Annotated in this window: 16 protein-coding genes; all 16 read left to right on the forward strand. The window is 42.2% G+C overall.

Annotated elements, in window-relative coordinates:
- Positions 1–30: 30 nt before the first annotated feature.
- The 16 genes from KTH84_RS02635 to KTH84_RS02710 all read left to right on the forward strand — a co-directional run bounded on the left by KTH84_RS02635 (position 31) and on the right by KTH84_RS02710 (position 13741).
- Positions 31–1227, forward strand: a complete 1197-nt coding sequence (locus KTH84_RS02635; RefSeq protein ID WP_262471853.1) for a DUF2213 domain-containing protein — start codon at positions 31–33, stop codon at positions 1225–1227.
- Between the two features lie 18 nt (positions 1228–1245).
- Complete coding sequence (locus tag KTH84_RS02640) at positions 1246–1716, forward strand: hypothetical protein (RefSeq protein ID WP_262471854.1); 471 nt, start codon at positions 1246–1248, stop codon at positions 1714–1716.
- A 3-nt stretch (positions 1717–1719) separates the two neighbouring features.
- The gene (locus tag KTH84_RS02645) at positions 1720–2700 is read left to right on the forward strand and encodes a DUF2184 domain-containing protein (RefSeq protein ID WP_262471855.1); all 981 of its coding nucleotides are present in this window, start codon (positions 1720–1722) and stop codon (positions 2698–2700) included.
- 12 nt (positions 2701–2712) lie between these two features.
- The gene (locus KTH84_RS02650; protein WP_262471856.1) at positions 2713–3090 is read left to right on the forward strand and encodes a hypothetical protein; all 378 of its coding nucleotides are present in this window, start codon (positions 2713–2715) and stop codon (positions 3088–3090) included.
- Positions 3091–3099: 9 nt separating this feature from the next.
- Complete coding sequence (locus KTH84_RS02655) at positions 3100–3483, forward strand: DUF4054 domain-containing protein (RefSeq protein WP_262471857.1); 384 nt, start codon at positions 3100–3102, stop codon at positions 3481–3483.
- Between the two features lie 9 nt (positions 3484–3492).
- Positions 3493–3684: a hypothetical protein gene (locus tag KTH84_RS02660; RefSeq protein ID WP_262471858.1), complete on the forward strand. Its 192-nt coding sequence runs from the start codon at positions 3493–3495 to the stop codon at positions 3682–3684.
- A 6-nt stretch (positions 3685–3690) separates the two neighbouring features.
- Positions 3691–4173, forward strand: a complete 483-nt coding sequence (locus KTH84_RS02665) for a hypothetical protein (protein ID WP_262471859.1) — start codon at positions 3691–3693, stop codon at positions 4171–4173.
- Positions 4166–4609: a hypothetical protein gene (locus KTH84_RS02670; protein ID WP_262471860.1), complete on the forward strand. Its 444-nt coding sequence runs from the start codon at positions 4166–4168 to the stop codon at positions 4607–4609. The genes KTH84_RS02665 and KTH84_RS02670 overlap by 8 nt, the downstream gene beginning before the upstream one ends.
- Positions 4610–4671: 62 nt before the next feature.
- Complete coding sequence (locus KTH84_RS02675; protein ID WP_262471861.1) at positions 4672–5439, forward strand: hypothetical protein; 768 nt, start codon at positions 4672–4674, stop codon at positions 5437–5439.
- 6 nt (positions 5440–5445) lie between these two features.
- Positions 5446–5760, forward strand: coding sequence for a hypothetical protein (locus KTH84_RS02680; RefSeq protein WP_262471862.1), 315 nt, complete (start codon positions 5446–5448; stop codon positions 5758–5760).
- A gap of 35 nt (positions 5761–5795) precedes the next feature.
- A complete protein-coding gene (locus KTH84_RS02685) occupies positions 5796–6023 on the forward strand; it encodes a hypothetical protein (RefSeq protein WP_262471863.1) in 228 nt (75 codons plus the stop codon).
- A gap of 80 nt (positions 6024–6103) precedes the next feature.
- The gene (locus KTH84_RS02690) at positions 6104–6409 is read left to right on the forward strand and encodes a TM2 domain-containing protein (RefSeq protein ID WP_032034283.1); all 306 of its coding nucleotides are present in this window, start codon (positions 6104–6106) and stop codon (positions 6407–6409) included.
- 100 nt (positions 6410–6509) lie between these two features.
- Positions 6510–9548, forward strand: a complete 3039-nt coding sequence (locus KTH84_RS02695) for a phage tail protein (RefSeq protein ID WP_262471864.1) — start codon at positions 6510–6512, stop codon at positions 9546–9548.
- Between the two features lie 10 nt (positions 9549–9558).
- Positions 9559–10212: a DUF2460 domain-containing protein gene (locus tag KTH84_RS02700; protein WP_262471865.1), complete on the forward strand. Its 654-nt coding sequence runs from the start codon at positions 9559–9561 to the stop codon at positions 10210–10212.
- Positions 10209–11066 (forward strand): DUF2163 domain-containing protein, encoded by an 858-nt coding sequence (locus tag KTH84_RS02705; protein WP_262471866.1) that lies wholly within the window; start codon positions 10209–10211, stop codon positions 11064–11066. The genes KTH84_RS02700 and KTH84_RS02705 overlap by 4 nt, the downstream gene beginning before the upstream one ends.
- Positions 11067–11125: 59 nt before the next feature.
- Entirely contained in the window at positions 11126–13741 is a 2616-nt protein-coding gene (locus KTH84_RS02710) for a hypothetical protein (protein WP_262471867.1), read from the forward strand.

Here is a 13741-nt window from a genome sequence, read left to right on the forward strand (position 1 = left end):
CTTCGGGTGGTTTTTTTATGAGCGCAATTTATGAAAACCATTTACCACTTTAAGGTAGGTGACTTTGCGCCAAGTGAATCATCACGCTTATTTACCCCAGAAGGTTATTTGAAATGTGTAAATGTTCGCTTGGGAAAAGCACCTCAGGTACGTCAGTACTATGCGTATGAGTTCCCAAACTTAGAAGGCTTTTCAGCAGATCAGACTATTAACGTCTACACACCTGCTGAAGAACTTTTTAAACCAGAAGCCATCAAAAGTTGGGATGGGGCAGATGCTACGGATTATCACCCACCCAAGAATGAAATTAATGCAGCCAACTGGAAGGACTATCACATTGGCTATTGTGAGAATGTCCGCCAAGAAGGCGAATATCTATTGGGCGATTTGCTCATTAAAGATAAGGACAGCATTGATTTGATCCAGAACAACGAGCGATTGGAAATGTCGCTTGGTTATGGAGCCACATTAGTTTTAGAGCAGGGCACGGCGCCAGATGGCACGGTGTACCAAGCCAAATTTATCAATTTTATTGGCAATCACGTAGCACTCGTTAAATATGGTCGATGTGGTGGTGATTGTCGCATCGGTGACGAAAAGCAAACTCCACCAGAGGGGAAAACAATGGAAGTAATTGTAAATGGTATGCGTTTTGACATTGGCGATAACAAGCCTTTGGCTGATGCATTAAAGATCCAGCAAGAGCAAATCGATAACTTAAAAGCCGCAAAGCTTAAAGTAGGTGACAAGCAATTTTCTATCGGCGATGAACTTAATGCAGTTCAAGCAGTTGTTGATCAATTGCATACCGATAAAACAACGCTAGAGCAAAAAGTCGGGGATTTGGAAAAGAACCAGATGACACCAGAGAAACTTGAACAAGCTGCTACCGAGCGTGCTGCTGTGATTGCTGACGCTAAAGCATTGGTACCCTCGGTTAAAACTGAAGGTTGCACATGTGAACAGATCAAGCGTGACGTGATTGCGGCGAAAGCGGGTGATGCCTTGGTTGGGGCTGTGTTGGGTAGCGTTTCTGTAGGCGATGCAAAGCCTGATCAGATCGATACAGTTTTCCGCGCCTTATCTGCTTTGAAAGGTACACAACCATCAAATCCTGTAGGTGATGCACTTAACCAACAACAGCAAGTAAATGCTGGTGATGGTAAGCCTCAAGGAGATGAGAACAAAACCAACAACAAAAAAGAAGCTTGGAAACAAAGCTTCTAAGTATCTGGAGAAAAGATAATGTCTTTAACACCTCAAGCAATTCCGGGTATGCGTGCACGTTTGCATATGCCCGAAGAAATCTTATCTTTACCAGTCGCTGGCACAGGCGTAGTAAGTGACGGCGAAGTGGTGGTTCAAGCTGCCGATGGAAAAACCGTTAGCGCGGTAACTGGTGCAACTAATACAAAGTTTGGCGTGGTAGTTTTTCAGCACGTCGGTAAAACAGGGAAAAATGCATTAGGTAAAGAAGCCTATCAAGCTAAGGACTGTGCACCCATCATGCAAATTGGTTCTATTTGGGTGAAACCTACAGCGCCTGTAATTGACATCAATGCAAAGGTGTATGTTCGTACAGCAAACCCAACACCACAAGCACCGCTTGGATCTCTTTCTTCTGCAGCATTAGATTCTACTGAATTACCTAATGCATCTTGGGAAACCATTACGGGTCCAGATGGCTTAGCAATTCTTCGATTACGTGGAGCGTAAACAATGTCAAAACAATTAGAACGAATGAAAATTCGCTTAACGGCTGTAGCCCATGGTGTACAAGCCGCCGTTGGCGATGCCTTTAATTTAGATAACTTCGCAAAGTTACTGTTAAAGCTTGAATCAATTGATGAAATGACACCGCAGCTTGCAGAAGCTCAGGCTTATGCAAAATATTTGCCTATTGAGTCATTAGACGGCGCAGTAATGGGATCCGCAAGTGTCTTACAGCGCAAGAAAGGTGTAGGACGTGGTAAACGTTTCTCGGGTCTAGGCAACGATGTGCCACTAGCAGAAGTTGTTTACGATGAAGTAAAACTCACCGTACAACCGGGTGTTATTGGTTATGAAATCAGTATTTTTGATGCAGCAGCGGCATTAAAAGCTGGTATCCAGCTTACGACTGACAAAGTTGCAGCTGCTCGTCTGGCTTATGAAAATCATATGAGTGACATTGCATGGTTTGGAGAACCTGAAACGGGCTTACTTGGTTTCTATAATCAGACAGGTGTAGAGGTGATTACTTCAACATTAGATTATGCAACAGCTACAGTTGAAGCGGTTCTTGCAGACATTAACAAGGCGATTAAAGGTGCTACCAATGCATCTAAGTTTGATAGCAGTGTTCAGCCTGATACTTTCGTGATGCCTGAGAATAAGTTCACTATCCTTGCTAGCCGTATCGTTCCGGATTCTGCAGGTAAGACTTTTCTTGAATACATTAAGGAAAAGAACACCTTTGCAATGCAAGGTAAAACACTAACGTTTACTTCTGAAAGTACTCTTGAGGGTAAAGGCGAAGGTGATACGGACCGCAGCATTATTTATCGCCGTGATCCAAGCTGCATTACTTTCCGTTGTAATGAACTGGAATTCTTGGCAGCTCAACCTATCAATTATGTGATGCGTACACCAGGCCACTATATGTATGAAGGTGTCTATTTAAAACGTGTCGATTCTCTCCGCTACTACGATGTTGAATAAGGAAAACTAAACATGCCAAAAATTACTTACAGCGGCTCTCAGGCCGCTTTTTCTTTTGATGGGATTCAAGTTGGTCTGGGTCAAACCGTAGAAGTTAGTGCTGCGGATCTCACGCGTATTTCAAAAGGTAAAGCCTTTAAATCACTCGTTGAAAAAGGTGAACTTGAAGTTCAGGAAACCGCCGATGATGAACCAAAAGCAGCAGGTAAAACGGGTGGCCGTGGCGGTAAAGGTGGCAAGCAAACGGATGCAGCCAGTGACGCCGCTAAGGCAGCAGATGAAGCAGCGTTGGCCGCTGTGAAAGCTGAACTTGCAGCGCTTGAAGTAACGTTCAGTGAAGATGAAACACTTGAGCAGTTACAAGCTAAGTTAGCTCAGGCTAAGGAATAAGGTGGACCTGTGGACGTACAAACGTTTCGTGAAAAGTTCTCGACTGATACAGCCTTGGTCAATTTATCTGATGAAAAAATTCAGGACGCATTAGAAGAAGCGGATCTGGTTGTATCTCAAATTGAGTTTGGGGCATTAAAGGAACGTGCTGTAGGTCTATATGCAGCACATATTCTTAAAGTTGGTACCGCAAGCGGCAATGGTGCCGCTTTTGGTACCGCCTCGAGTATGACAATTGCGGGTCAAAGCGTGAGTTATTCCAGATCATCGAAAGAAGCTTTCTATGATCTAAGTATGTATGGTCAGCGCTATCTTGCTTTAAAAAATTCAATTCCAATTGATGATGAAGGCACAAACCCTAATCGCTTAGGTGTTGGTTCTTTTGTCGTATAGGAGATCCCCATGCCTTTTAAATATCAGGCACCCCAAGGTTATAAGCCAACAAAAATCGTTGTTGCTGGTCAAAACCTTGATATCAAAAACGGCGTTTTAGAATCTGAGGACGACATTATTAATATATTAAAGCCTCTAGGTTTTGAGCGTTACATTGAAGTGGTTGAGCCAAAGAAATCGGCGGCCTCTGCTAAAGAGTAATAGGCCATGAGTGATAATCGTGTTGAGACTCGAGTCAACTTTGATGAGATGAATGATCGCATTAGGTTTGAAGTAAGACGCACGATTAACGCTCTTACTTTGCGCTTACAACGGATTGTTCAGGAAGATATGTTGAGTGGCCAACGGCTTAATGTACAGTCTGGCCGCTTGCGTGGATCCGTTTCATCTAAAGTGGATGAGGATAAAGATTCGATAGAGGGAACGGTGGGAGCGGGTGGTGCATTGGTACCTTATGCCTTTGCTCATGAGTTTGGTTTAAATGGTTCTTTGGGGGTTAAAGCCCATCTAAGAACCATTAAGCAAGCTTTTGGTCGACCTATATCACCGGTTCAAGTCAATATTAAGGCTCATTCAAGGAATGTTCGTTTTAGAGAATTACGATTCATGCGTGATTCATTGGATATTGTGGCCAAGATTGTGCCGAAAAATATTGATGCAGCAATTCAGCGAGGTATAGCAGGTGGATAGTGAAGCAATCTATCAAGCATTGTTTGATCGGTTAAGTACAAGGGTAGATGGTTTGATTACGGTCAGTCGCCGTTTACGTCACTTCAATCATGTGACAGCAGAACAACGCCCAGCCATGTTTATTACACAAGGTAATCAACAAGAAGTGCCGGTACATGGTTTAGATTCAAAAGTTGAATTAGCCGCTGAGGTCTATCTCTATATCCATGAGGCCGATAGCGCTAAACCCCCATCATCACAGATGAATATTTTCATCGATCGTGTACGTGAAGCTATTCAGCCAGACCATCCAGAATTTAGCGAATATCAAACCTTAGGTGGTTTGGTAGAGCATTGCTGGATCGAGGGCACAGTAGAAGTATATGAAGCAGTAGAAAACATGCTGGATGATCAGGCGATTGCCATTATTCCTATCCGGATCCTCACAACTAATTAACAAAATATTCATTTTATGACCGCCTCGATGGCGGTTTTGTCATTTTAGAGAGGTCAAAATAAATGGCTCAATATTTATTTGGTGCCGGCAAAATCTTTGCTACACCGATTCAAGATGTTTATGGGCAGCCGATTAGTAATCCCACACCTGTAGAGGTAGGGGTATTACAGTCGGTCGGTGTCGATATTAGTTTTGATTTAAAAGAACTCTTTGGCCGTGGACAGTTTGCCGTAGATGCTGCACGTGGTAAGGGTTCAATTAAAGGTAAAGCATCGTTCGGACGCATTAATGGAACGTTGTTGAATTCTATTTTCTTTGGCGGTGTTGTTGCTGAAGGTGGAATAGAGACAGTATCTCAAACCATTAATGGTGAAACTATCCAAGCAGGCGGCTTGGTTACACCTGTAGTTCCTAATGCCGGCACTTTTGTTAAGGATTTAGGTGTTACAGATGGGAAGGCTATTCCACTTAAGCGTGTAGCTTCAGCACCAACGGCAGGGCAATACAGCGTGGATAACGCAACAGGTGCGTATACATTTGCAACTGCCGATGTCGGGAAGATAGTTTTCATTAGCTTCCGATATTCCGCAACGGTCGCCGGTGGAAAGTCAATTACCGTGTCGAATTTAGATATGGGTTATACACCTGAATTTTCCCTAGATCTTCAGCGTGATTACAAAGGCAAATTCATGCACATGAATTTCTACCGTTGTACAAGTAATAAGCTTGGGTTCAGTTCAAAGCAGGATGATTACGATATTCCTGAGTTTGAATTCCAGCCTATGGCTGATGACCTTAACCGTGTTTTCAAAATCGATTTATCGGAGTAATACCAAATGCAATTTAAGCAAGTTGAAAACCCGCGCGGCTCAACAATTATTATTGATGGCCAGCCATTTGTTTTTGCTCCATTGTCGCTTGGCACGGTTGAAAAGTTGCTACCAGCACTTCAAGCATTCAAGCCCGATGATGTTGGTACCGTGATTGATGTGGCTTTTAAATCTCTTAAACGGAACTATCCTGATATCACACGTGATGATGTTGCTGACATGATTTATATGGATCAGCTTACCGAAGTTATGGAAGCTGTAATGTCTGTTTCAGGACTCAAAGGAAACAATGACAGCAACGCGGGTGGCTCGGGGGAATAGATTGGGAGGAGCTGTACACGCATTTAGTGCTTACAATGGGTAAAGATTACGACTATGTACGTAATGAAATGGATTTACCTAGATTAAGAGCACTAAGTGCATATCAGCAAAGTAACCCTCCCGCACATATAGGAATACAGCGTCTTTGCCGTATCTTGGAAGCTTTTGCAGGAATTGAAGAGACAGACCCAGCAATCACCGTCTCAGATGATGACGAAGACGATATGCTGGAAGTTTTGGAAGGTTACCCACAGGGTGGTTAAGGCTGCCCTAATAAATATTAATGTGACATTAAGTAACCAGTTTGTTAAATTGTACGGACTTTAAAATAATTGGTGAAATTATGACTCAAACAAAATTTTGTTATGCCTGTGGCCAACAAATTGATGTTCGTGCAGAAATTTGCCCTAAATGTGGTGTAAGACAGCAAGATGTTAGAATCACTGGGCGAAAAAGTAAGGTAGCTGCTGGCGTATTTGCTTTGCTTCTAGGTGGGTTTGGGGCTCATAAATTCTATTTGGGTAGAGTTGGTCAAGGTATTTTATATCTCATTTTCTGCTGGACCTTTATTCCAGCAATTATCGCCTTTATTGAGGGTATCCTTTATCTTTGTAGTTCAGATGAAGATTTTGCAAAAAAATATGGTTAATTAATTTGTCATAATCAACTTTTAAAGCCTTGCAGTTGCAAGGTTTTTTTATTTCTAAACAGCCCCTTTGATGGGGCTTTTTTATGCCTGTGAGGAAGTTATGGCAAATAATAACCGTGTTGAAGTACATGTCGGTGCAAGAACTACTGAACTTAGGCAAGGAATGCAGGACGCCGAAAGGATTGTTTCTGATTCTACTGAAAGAATTGAAGACACTGGTCGGAATATTAACTTAAATTTAGATCTTACGAATTTAAGATCAGAGTTAAATGGTTTTGCAACAGGCCTTTCAGAGAGATTTAGAACAGTAGGGAACGATATTCAAAGCTCTCTTACCAGTGGTTTATCTTTAGTTAAAGGTGGTTTCTTTCTTGGTATAGGTCAAGAAATTGCGAGAAGTGCAGCAGAGGCTGTGGCAGCAATACCGGATCTAGTGTCCGCCGTTGGTAAGGCATCTAAAGAATTAGAAATTCAATCTCATTTAGCTAATGCAAATACAACAGAGTTCCAAGAGTGGGCATTTGCAGCCAAAAAGGTAAACGTTGAGCAGGACAAGCTATCGGACATTATGAAAGATGTAAACGATAAGTTTGGTGATTTCCTGCAAACTGGTGGTGGTGAGATGGCCGATTTCTTTGAGAAGATCGCGCCTAAAGTTGGGGTAACTGCCAAAGAGTTTCAAGGTTTATCTGGTCCGCAGATTCTAGAAAAGTACTACCAGACTTTGCAGAAGGCTAATGTTTCTCAAGCTGAAATGACTTTTTATATGGAGTCGATTGCGGATGAAGCGACCGCATTAGCCCCACTCTTAGATAATAATGGTGAAAAATTAAAAAAATATGCAACCCAAGCTCATGATTTAGGCGTAATCATGAGTGAAGATGCTATTGCTGCTACTAAAGAATTTAATGCTTCTTTAGAAATCGTACAGGTCACATTGCAAGGTGTGCTTACACGAATTGCAGCACAAGCAGCTCCAGCTTTAACTGATTTGGCTAATCAATTTTTGACATTTGCTGCTGAGTCTAAAGATGCTATTGATGATTCGATTAAATCAATTATTGGAATTTTTGAAAGTCTCTTTTCTATTCTAAGTGAACAATTCAATACTATTGCAGGTATCTGGAATGACTTAACTGGAAATATTGGGGATGATGCAAACGCTCAGATTAGCTTTATGGATGCTATTTCTGTGGCATTACGCGCAGTGGGTGTGGTAGTAACAGGCTTCCAAGTCGGAGTTCAAACAGCATTCGCTATTATTCGCGCCGTAGTTGTTACAGTTTGTCAGGCTTTAATTATTGCATTTAACGGCCTTATGGCTGGCTTTGATATGGTCCGCAGCACTATTCAATATGGTTTAGATGTACTGCAAGTTAAATTTCAAACTTTCGGCAGTGTAGTCAACAACATTCTACATTTTAACTTTTCGGGCGCTAAGGCGGCGTGGGAAGGTGGCTTGTCTCAGCTTGGTGGTATTACCGATCGATATAAAAACCAAATGAAAGGTCGAATGGCTGATCTGAAAAACTCTTGGAATTCAGGGGCAACCACGGCGGCCAATTCTCTTGTCATAGCAGGTAAACGGATTCTTGATGTTACTACTGCGGGTAATCAAAAGATTACCAACTATGTTTTTAAGGATCCAACAAAATCTATTGGGCCACCGAAACCACCGAAACTTGGCTTAGGTTCTGCCCCTCCAAACACTAATCTTGGCATTGGCACCGGTGAAAAAGATGATAAAGGAAAATCTAAATCATCGGCAAAATCTAAAGCTGAGCAAGAGGCTAAAGAGCGTCAACGTCAGGCTGAGCAGGCAGCGAAAGCACTTGCTGATATTCGGTATAAATATGCATCTGAAGAAAAGAAAGTCGCTTTAGATCTTCAAAAGGCATTAGATGAGATTGAAAAATCTAAAATGTCTGCCGATGAAAAAGCCGCTGCAAAAGTCAAAGCCGAAAAGGACGCTTCAGACAAGATCATTGCTATCCGTTTAAAAGAGTTTGAGGAATATAAAAAAGCTCGTGAAGAACAGATAGAAAACTATCAACAGCAAGCACAGCGCCTATATGAAATTGAGGCTGCGCGGATTCAAGCAGAATATGATGCCAAGAAAATTTCAAACGTTCGCAAAGTTCAATTAGAGAAACAGCTCGAAGATCAATTACGTGAAATTAAGCGGCAAGGTCTATTAGAGCGTCTGGCACTTGAGAACGAGCAAACAGGCGTTACTGGCAAACAAGGCAATCAAAACCAAATCACAAACAATATGTCTGATTTAGAGACAGATCAGAAAGTTGCTGACACTAAGTCTATGGGCTTAATCAGTGATGCGGAAATGAAAGACTTTGAGGCTAAGTTCGGTGGGTTTACTTCTCGGCTTGCAAACCTTTGGGATCAAGGCATTCAGTCACTTATGAATGGTACCTTGACTTGGAGTAATGCAACTAAAGCGGTGTTGGCTGACATGGGTGCATTTGCCTTGCAATCGGCTACTAAAGAGCTGCAAGGCTGGCTCAGAATCCAAGCGATTAAGTTAGCTCGAAAGCTTGGTTTCGTTGGTGCTGAAACGGCGGCCGAAGCATCAGGCCAAGCGGCTCAAACGGGAGCAACAATCGCGGGTGAAGCCACAAGAACCGGTGTTACAGCTGCAGGTGGTTTAACTCGTTTAGGTTTAAAAGCTGCTGAAGCTGTCAAAGGTATCATGATGTCAGCTTGGGAAGCGATGGCGGGCGCATTTAAAGCCATGGTTTCTATTCCTTACATTGGTCCAGTTCTCGCCGTTGGTGCCGGTGCTGCTGCATTCGGTTTAGTGGCTGGTCTAGCTGGCAAGATCAAATCTGCTCGAGGCGGTTACGACATTCCATCTGGTGTGAATCCAGTGACCCAACTGCATGAAGACGAAATGGTTTTACCTTCTCAACATGCGAATACTATTCGTGAAATGGGTAAAGCTATGCGTAGTGGTGCAAGTTTTGGAGCAGCAGCTGCTGCTGAAGGTGGTGGAGCTGGAGCGACCATTAATATCAGTGCAATTGATGCAAAAAGTATTGAGCGCTTGTTAAAGAAAAATGGCCGTGCGGTTGCTAATGGTTTGAATAGTTACGCTCGTGGATTCGGTAAGAATGGTAAATAAGGGGGTATAAGTGTCTAACGTTTTATTTCCAGAGTTACCCGGTCTTGAATGGGATACATCAATTACCCCCATGTTCAATACCAAGATCATGACTTCAATTAATGGCCGAGAGCTCCGTGCGAGCTTTCAGGCTACACCTAAATATGAAATCTCGTTGTCTTACGCATTCTTGCGGGAAAGTAAAGGGAGAAAAGAATTGCAGCAACTCAAAGGCTTTTATTTAGAACGCCGAGGCGCATTTGATTCATTTCTTTATAAGATGCCAGACGACAACCAATTTGATTGTACATTTACTGGAGATGGCTCAACTACCTCATACCAATTGTACAAGATGATGTATGACACACCTTTGCCCCTCGGAAATACAGAAGAGCAGATAGTACAGGCAGTCGATCCTAACATGTGGAACCAAACACCGGTTAAATCCATGTGGGATGCAAACACATCTAAACGTATGTGGAATACTGCTACAGCACAAATTACAGCAGATGGTAAATACGTTCTTTCTCAACCTGTAGAGGCTGGGATTGAATTAAATATTACAGGCACATATTACTACCGATGCCGTTTTAAAGATGATACTCAGCAATACGTTAACTTTATGCATAAGCTTTGGAAGGCTGGAAAAGTCGAGTTAATCGGATCCTTGGGAACTAAGATATGAGACAAGCATCACCGCAACTAATAGCTTTGTTAGATGCTGATCAGTTCATTATGGCCGATCTGTACACTATCACGACCATTCAGGGAATTGAGTATCGCTATACAAGCTATGACGTTAATTTGACTGTTCAGGGTAAAGAGTTTCGCGCTGATGGTCCTGTCATTAGCCGAGAAGGTACTAGCCTATCTTTAGGCATTGAGGTAGATAATTTATCTATCACAATTGAGACAAATGAAAGCACTAAATTTGGCGATGTTCCTGTAGCTCAAGCTTTCCATAATGGCATATTAGATGGAGCACGGTTTAAGTTGGAACGCATATTCATGGATATGTATACGCCAACTGATACTAGTGCCGGCACCTTGGTTTTATTTGAAGGTCGTATCGTTGAGCCTGAGCTTGATCGATATGAAATTAATGCAAGTGTGGTTTCAGATGTTGATAACTTAAAGCTTCAGATGCCGAGAAACTTATATACACCAGGTTGTTTAAATACCTTATTTGATAGCGCATGTGGATTACTAAATTCTGATTTCGCTATTAATACTGTCATTGGGTCAAATAGTACGCCTAACCGGATTCTTTGCAATTTAAGTCAGCCTCAAGGATGGTTTACCCAAGGCGTGGTTGAGTTTTTAGAGGGTGTAAATGTTGGTATTAAGCGTACTGTGCGTTTGCATGAAGCAGGTGCATTGCTTCTGACTTTACCACTGTTAGACATGCCTGAAATAGGTGAAGCCATTCGTGTTTATCCCGGTTGTGATAAGCGCCTAGATACGTGTACGAATCGATTTAACAACCGTGCTCGGTTCCGTGGAGCACCATTTGTACCGGTTCCTGAAACTTCTGTTTAAACATATTTATCTTTAACCAAAACCCCGCATTGAGCGGGGTTTTTTTATGGGGCTAGAAAATGGCTTTACCTAATATTGATCAGCTTATCGGCGCCTCGGTAACTGAGGAAGGATTTAAGACTGCACTAAAACAATTTTTGGAAAATGTGGTTGGGCTTGATGCTTTTAATGGGGTTCCATTTATTAAGCCCATTAAAATCGTAGCTGGTGATGATTTTAATAACTTTTATAAACAAGGTATTTACTATCATTGGGGCGCTAACTTAACCAATACGCAAGTACTTAACGGCCCAATGTACTCAGGTAATAATCTGGTACAAGGTGTAACTGTACTATACAACCCTGACCCTACTGGAGCTAAAAGTTCAGGCTGTACCCAAACTTTCTACCCTTTCTTGGATAATACACCACCGATATTTCGTAAGGTGCTGCAATCCACTGGCAACTATGACAGTGTGTGGGATAGCTTTGTAACGCGCTCAACTCAATTTTCCTCAATGACGGCGCTAACTACAGGGCAGGACGTACTAAACTTGCCTGTAGGTCGTTATTACACACCGACAATACCTATCGGTGACTCGTTACTTAACATGCCTTCCATGCCGTTTAAGTTCGGTAGGTTAGAAATCAGCTATACGGCTAACAGCGCATATAAAGAAGTGCGTTTTACCCCTTATGGTAGAGATAAATTCTTTTATGTTAATAAACAATTCGAATCATTATGGTCGGGCTGGTCTGTCTTTAAAGACTCGGCTACGTACAAAGCTGAGTTTGACTTAGCGTATACGAGTAAGACAGAACTAGCCTTATCTGTTGCAGCTGCTCTAAACAACTTGTCTCAAGATAAATATTTCGGTAAGCAGTTTACAGCTAACGAACTAACTGGCTTAGTGCTTCGGTCACAGCCATACGTGGGATATAACAACGTCAGTGGAGCTGGTGGAGTTAATTTTAACTACATTAAAGCTAATCTGTGGTGTACGACTGTTGAACCTATTCAATATCGCGTTTATTACGGAGCTAAAGTAGCTACTGATACGCGCGGCGCTTCTGTACTACAAGCAAACGTCACAAACCCTGACTATTCTGGTGTATGTAAGACTTTCCCCACTGCTGACTCGGGAGCAGCACAAGAAATACAGCTAGATCAAGTTATCTCATTACCGCCAAACGTTCCTTTTGTTATTGTGTTCAGATCAGACACTATAAAATCTATAGGCACGCGCTACTTCTCTGCGGCTAGCGGTAATCTTGAATCTCGCGGATTCAACATCTCAGACGGCACAGGTGACTGGGGTACGGCGCCAATAGCTGTAACATCACCAGCAAGCAACTTTGTTAGTGCTGGCTTTCAACTATTACTTAAATTAGCAAATAGCGGTGGTGGAAATCCTACGCCTATTCAGCCATATGTTCCTGAAGTTTTCTTACCGCCTAAGATCTACGTTATGGAGGGTTTGGAGGGTAATATTTTCTTAGAGAACACGATGGTCGTTGATCATAATTTATATGATTTCGATATCACTTGTTCTAAGGGAATGCATAAGCGTAGAGGTTGGCGCATTAAGCCGGTTGCAAATGATGGCTTGGGTACTTATCCATTAAGCTTGGGTGTTGTTGATAAATACACGGGATTGCACTTGGCAGCGGCATCTTCACAGGTTGTTATTGTCAGCAAAAACGCTAATTCTGGAATTACAAAAAAGGTTCAAGGGATTGGTGATTCGCGTATGGCTTCGGGTGCTATCACTCAAGGCATTCTAAATAATGCTTCAACTGATGTAATGGGTATCACTCTTATCGGTACACGTGGTACTGCTCCGAACTTACATGAAGGTCGTGGCGGCTGGACCATTAATGACTATACGACCGCTGGGCGAACTTATTATCTTTTCACTGTAAGCGGTATTACTACAGCGCCAGCTATTAATGCGACTATTTATACACTCAACGGCGGTGAGTTTACTGTTCAAGAAACTAATCTTTCTAATGGCTCAGGTACTCTTTTATGTAGCTTTACTGGTTTAGCTCCTACCAATGGTGCGGATGGAACTTTAACCAAGAAAGATGCTGCAATGATCGGTGATAGCACTATTGCATTTAGCAATGTTCAATCGCAATCAGGAAATCCATTCTGGAATGCATCAGCTTCTAAAGTTGATTATCAAAACTATCTAACTACCTACAACTTGCAAACACCTGATGATGTTTTCATTTCTCTTGGTGTGAATGATACGTTTAGCCTATCTTCGGATCAGGCTGTAATTGATTTTTGTACGACTGGTTTCCCGAAACTGGACACGCTTATTAATTCGATCCTTGCAGTAAATTCAACTATTCGTGTCGCTGTGTGTTCACCGCCTACTTACGCAAGTCAGGACGCTTTTGGTTATAACTATGCTTGTGGTCAGACTTCTAAACGTGCAAAGCGCAATATTGGACTTTTTAATAAGTTGTTGTACGCATATTACGGTGGTAAGGAATCTTCAAGAATTTATGTTCTTGGCGCAGGTGTCAATGTAGATACAGAGAATAATTACCCTGAATCTCTAGTAGCTGTTAATGCAAGAAACCCTAAGACTGTGACTGAGCAAACTAACGGTGTTCACTCTTCAAATGCAGGTTATTACCAAGAAAGCGACGTAGTTTCACCTTACTTGAAGTCAACGGTGTAA

This window comes from Acinetobacter sp. WU_MDCI_Abxb74 (assembly GCF_025513915.1).
GTDB classification, from domain to species: domain Bacteria; phylum Pseudomonadota; class Gammaproteobacteria; order Pseudomonadales; family Moraxellaceae; genus Acinetobacter; species Acinetobacter calcoaceticus_C.

Excerpts from the sequence above, each read along its gene's own strand:
- KTH84_RS02635 (WP_262471853.1), top strand. The coding sequence starts at position 31 with ATGAAAACCATTTACCACTTTAAGGTAGGTGACTTTGCGCCAAGTGAA.
- KTH84_RS02640 (WP_262471854.1), top strand. The coding sequence starts at position 1,246 with ATGTCTTTAACACCTCAAGCAATTCCGGGTATGCGTGCACGTTTGCAT.
- KTH84_RS02645 (WP_262471855.1), top strand. The coding sequence starts at position 1,720 with ATGTCAAAACAATTAGAACGAATGAAAATTCGCTTAACGGCTGTAGCC.
- KTH84_RS02650 (WP_262471856.1), top strand. The coding sequence starts at position 2,713 with ATGCCAAAAATTACTTACAGCGGCTCTCAGGCCGCTTTTTCTTTTGAT.
- KTH84_RS02660 (WP_262471858.1), top strand. The coding sequence starts at position 3,493 with ATGCCTTTTAAATATCAGGCACCCCAAGGTTATAAGCCAACAAAAATC.
- KTH84_RS02665 (WP_262471859.1), top strand. The coding sequence starts at position 3,691 with ATGAGTGATAATCGTGTTGAGACTCGAGTCAACTTTGATGAGATGAAT.
- KTH84_RS02675 (WP_262471861.1), top strand. The coding sequence starts at position 4,672 with ATGGCTCAATATTTATTTGGTGCCGGCAAAATCTTTGCTACACCGATT.
- KTH84_RS02680 (WP_262471862.1), top strand. The coding sequence starts at position 5,446 with ATGCAATTTAAGCAAGTTGAAAACCCGCGCGGCTCAACAATTATTATT.
- KTH84_RS02685 (WP_262471863.1), top strand. The coding sequence starts at position 5,796 with ATGGGTAAAGATTACGACTATGTACGTAATGAAATGGATTTACCTAGA.
- KTH84_RS02690 (WP_032034283.1), top strand. The coding sequence starts at position 6,104 with ATGACTCAAACAAAATTTTGTTATGCCTGTGGCCAACAAATTGATGTT.
- KTH84_RS02695 (WP_262471864.1), top strand. The coding sequence starts at position 6,510 with ATGGCAAATAATAACCGTGTTGAAGTACATGTCGGTGCAAGAACTACT.
- KTH84_RS02705 (WP_262471866.1), top strand. The coding sequence starts at position 10,209 with ATGAGACAAGCATCACCGCAACTAATAGCTTTGTTAGATGCTGATCAG.
- KTH84_RS02710 (WP_262471867.1), top strand. The coding sequence starts at position 11,126 with ATGGCTTTACCTAATATTGATCAGCTTATCGGCGCCTCGGTAACTGAG.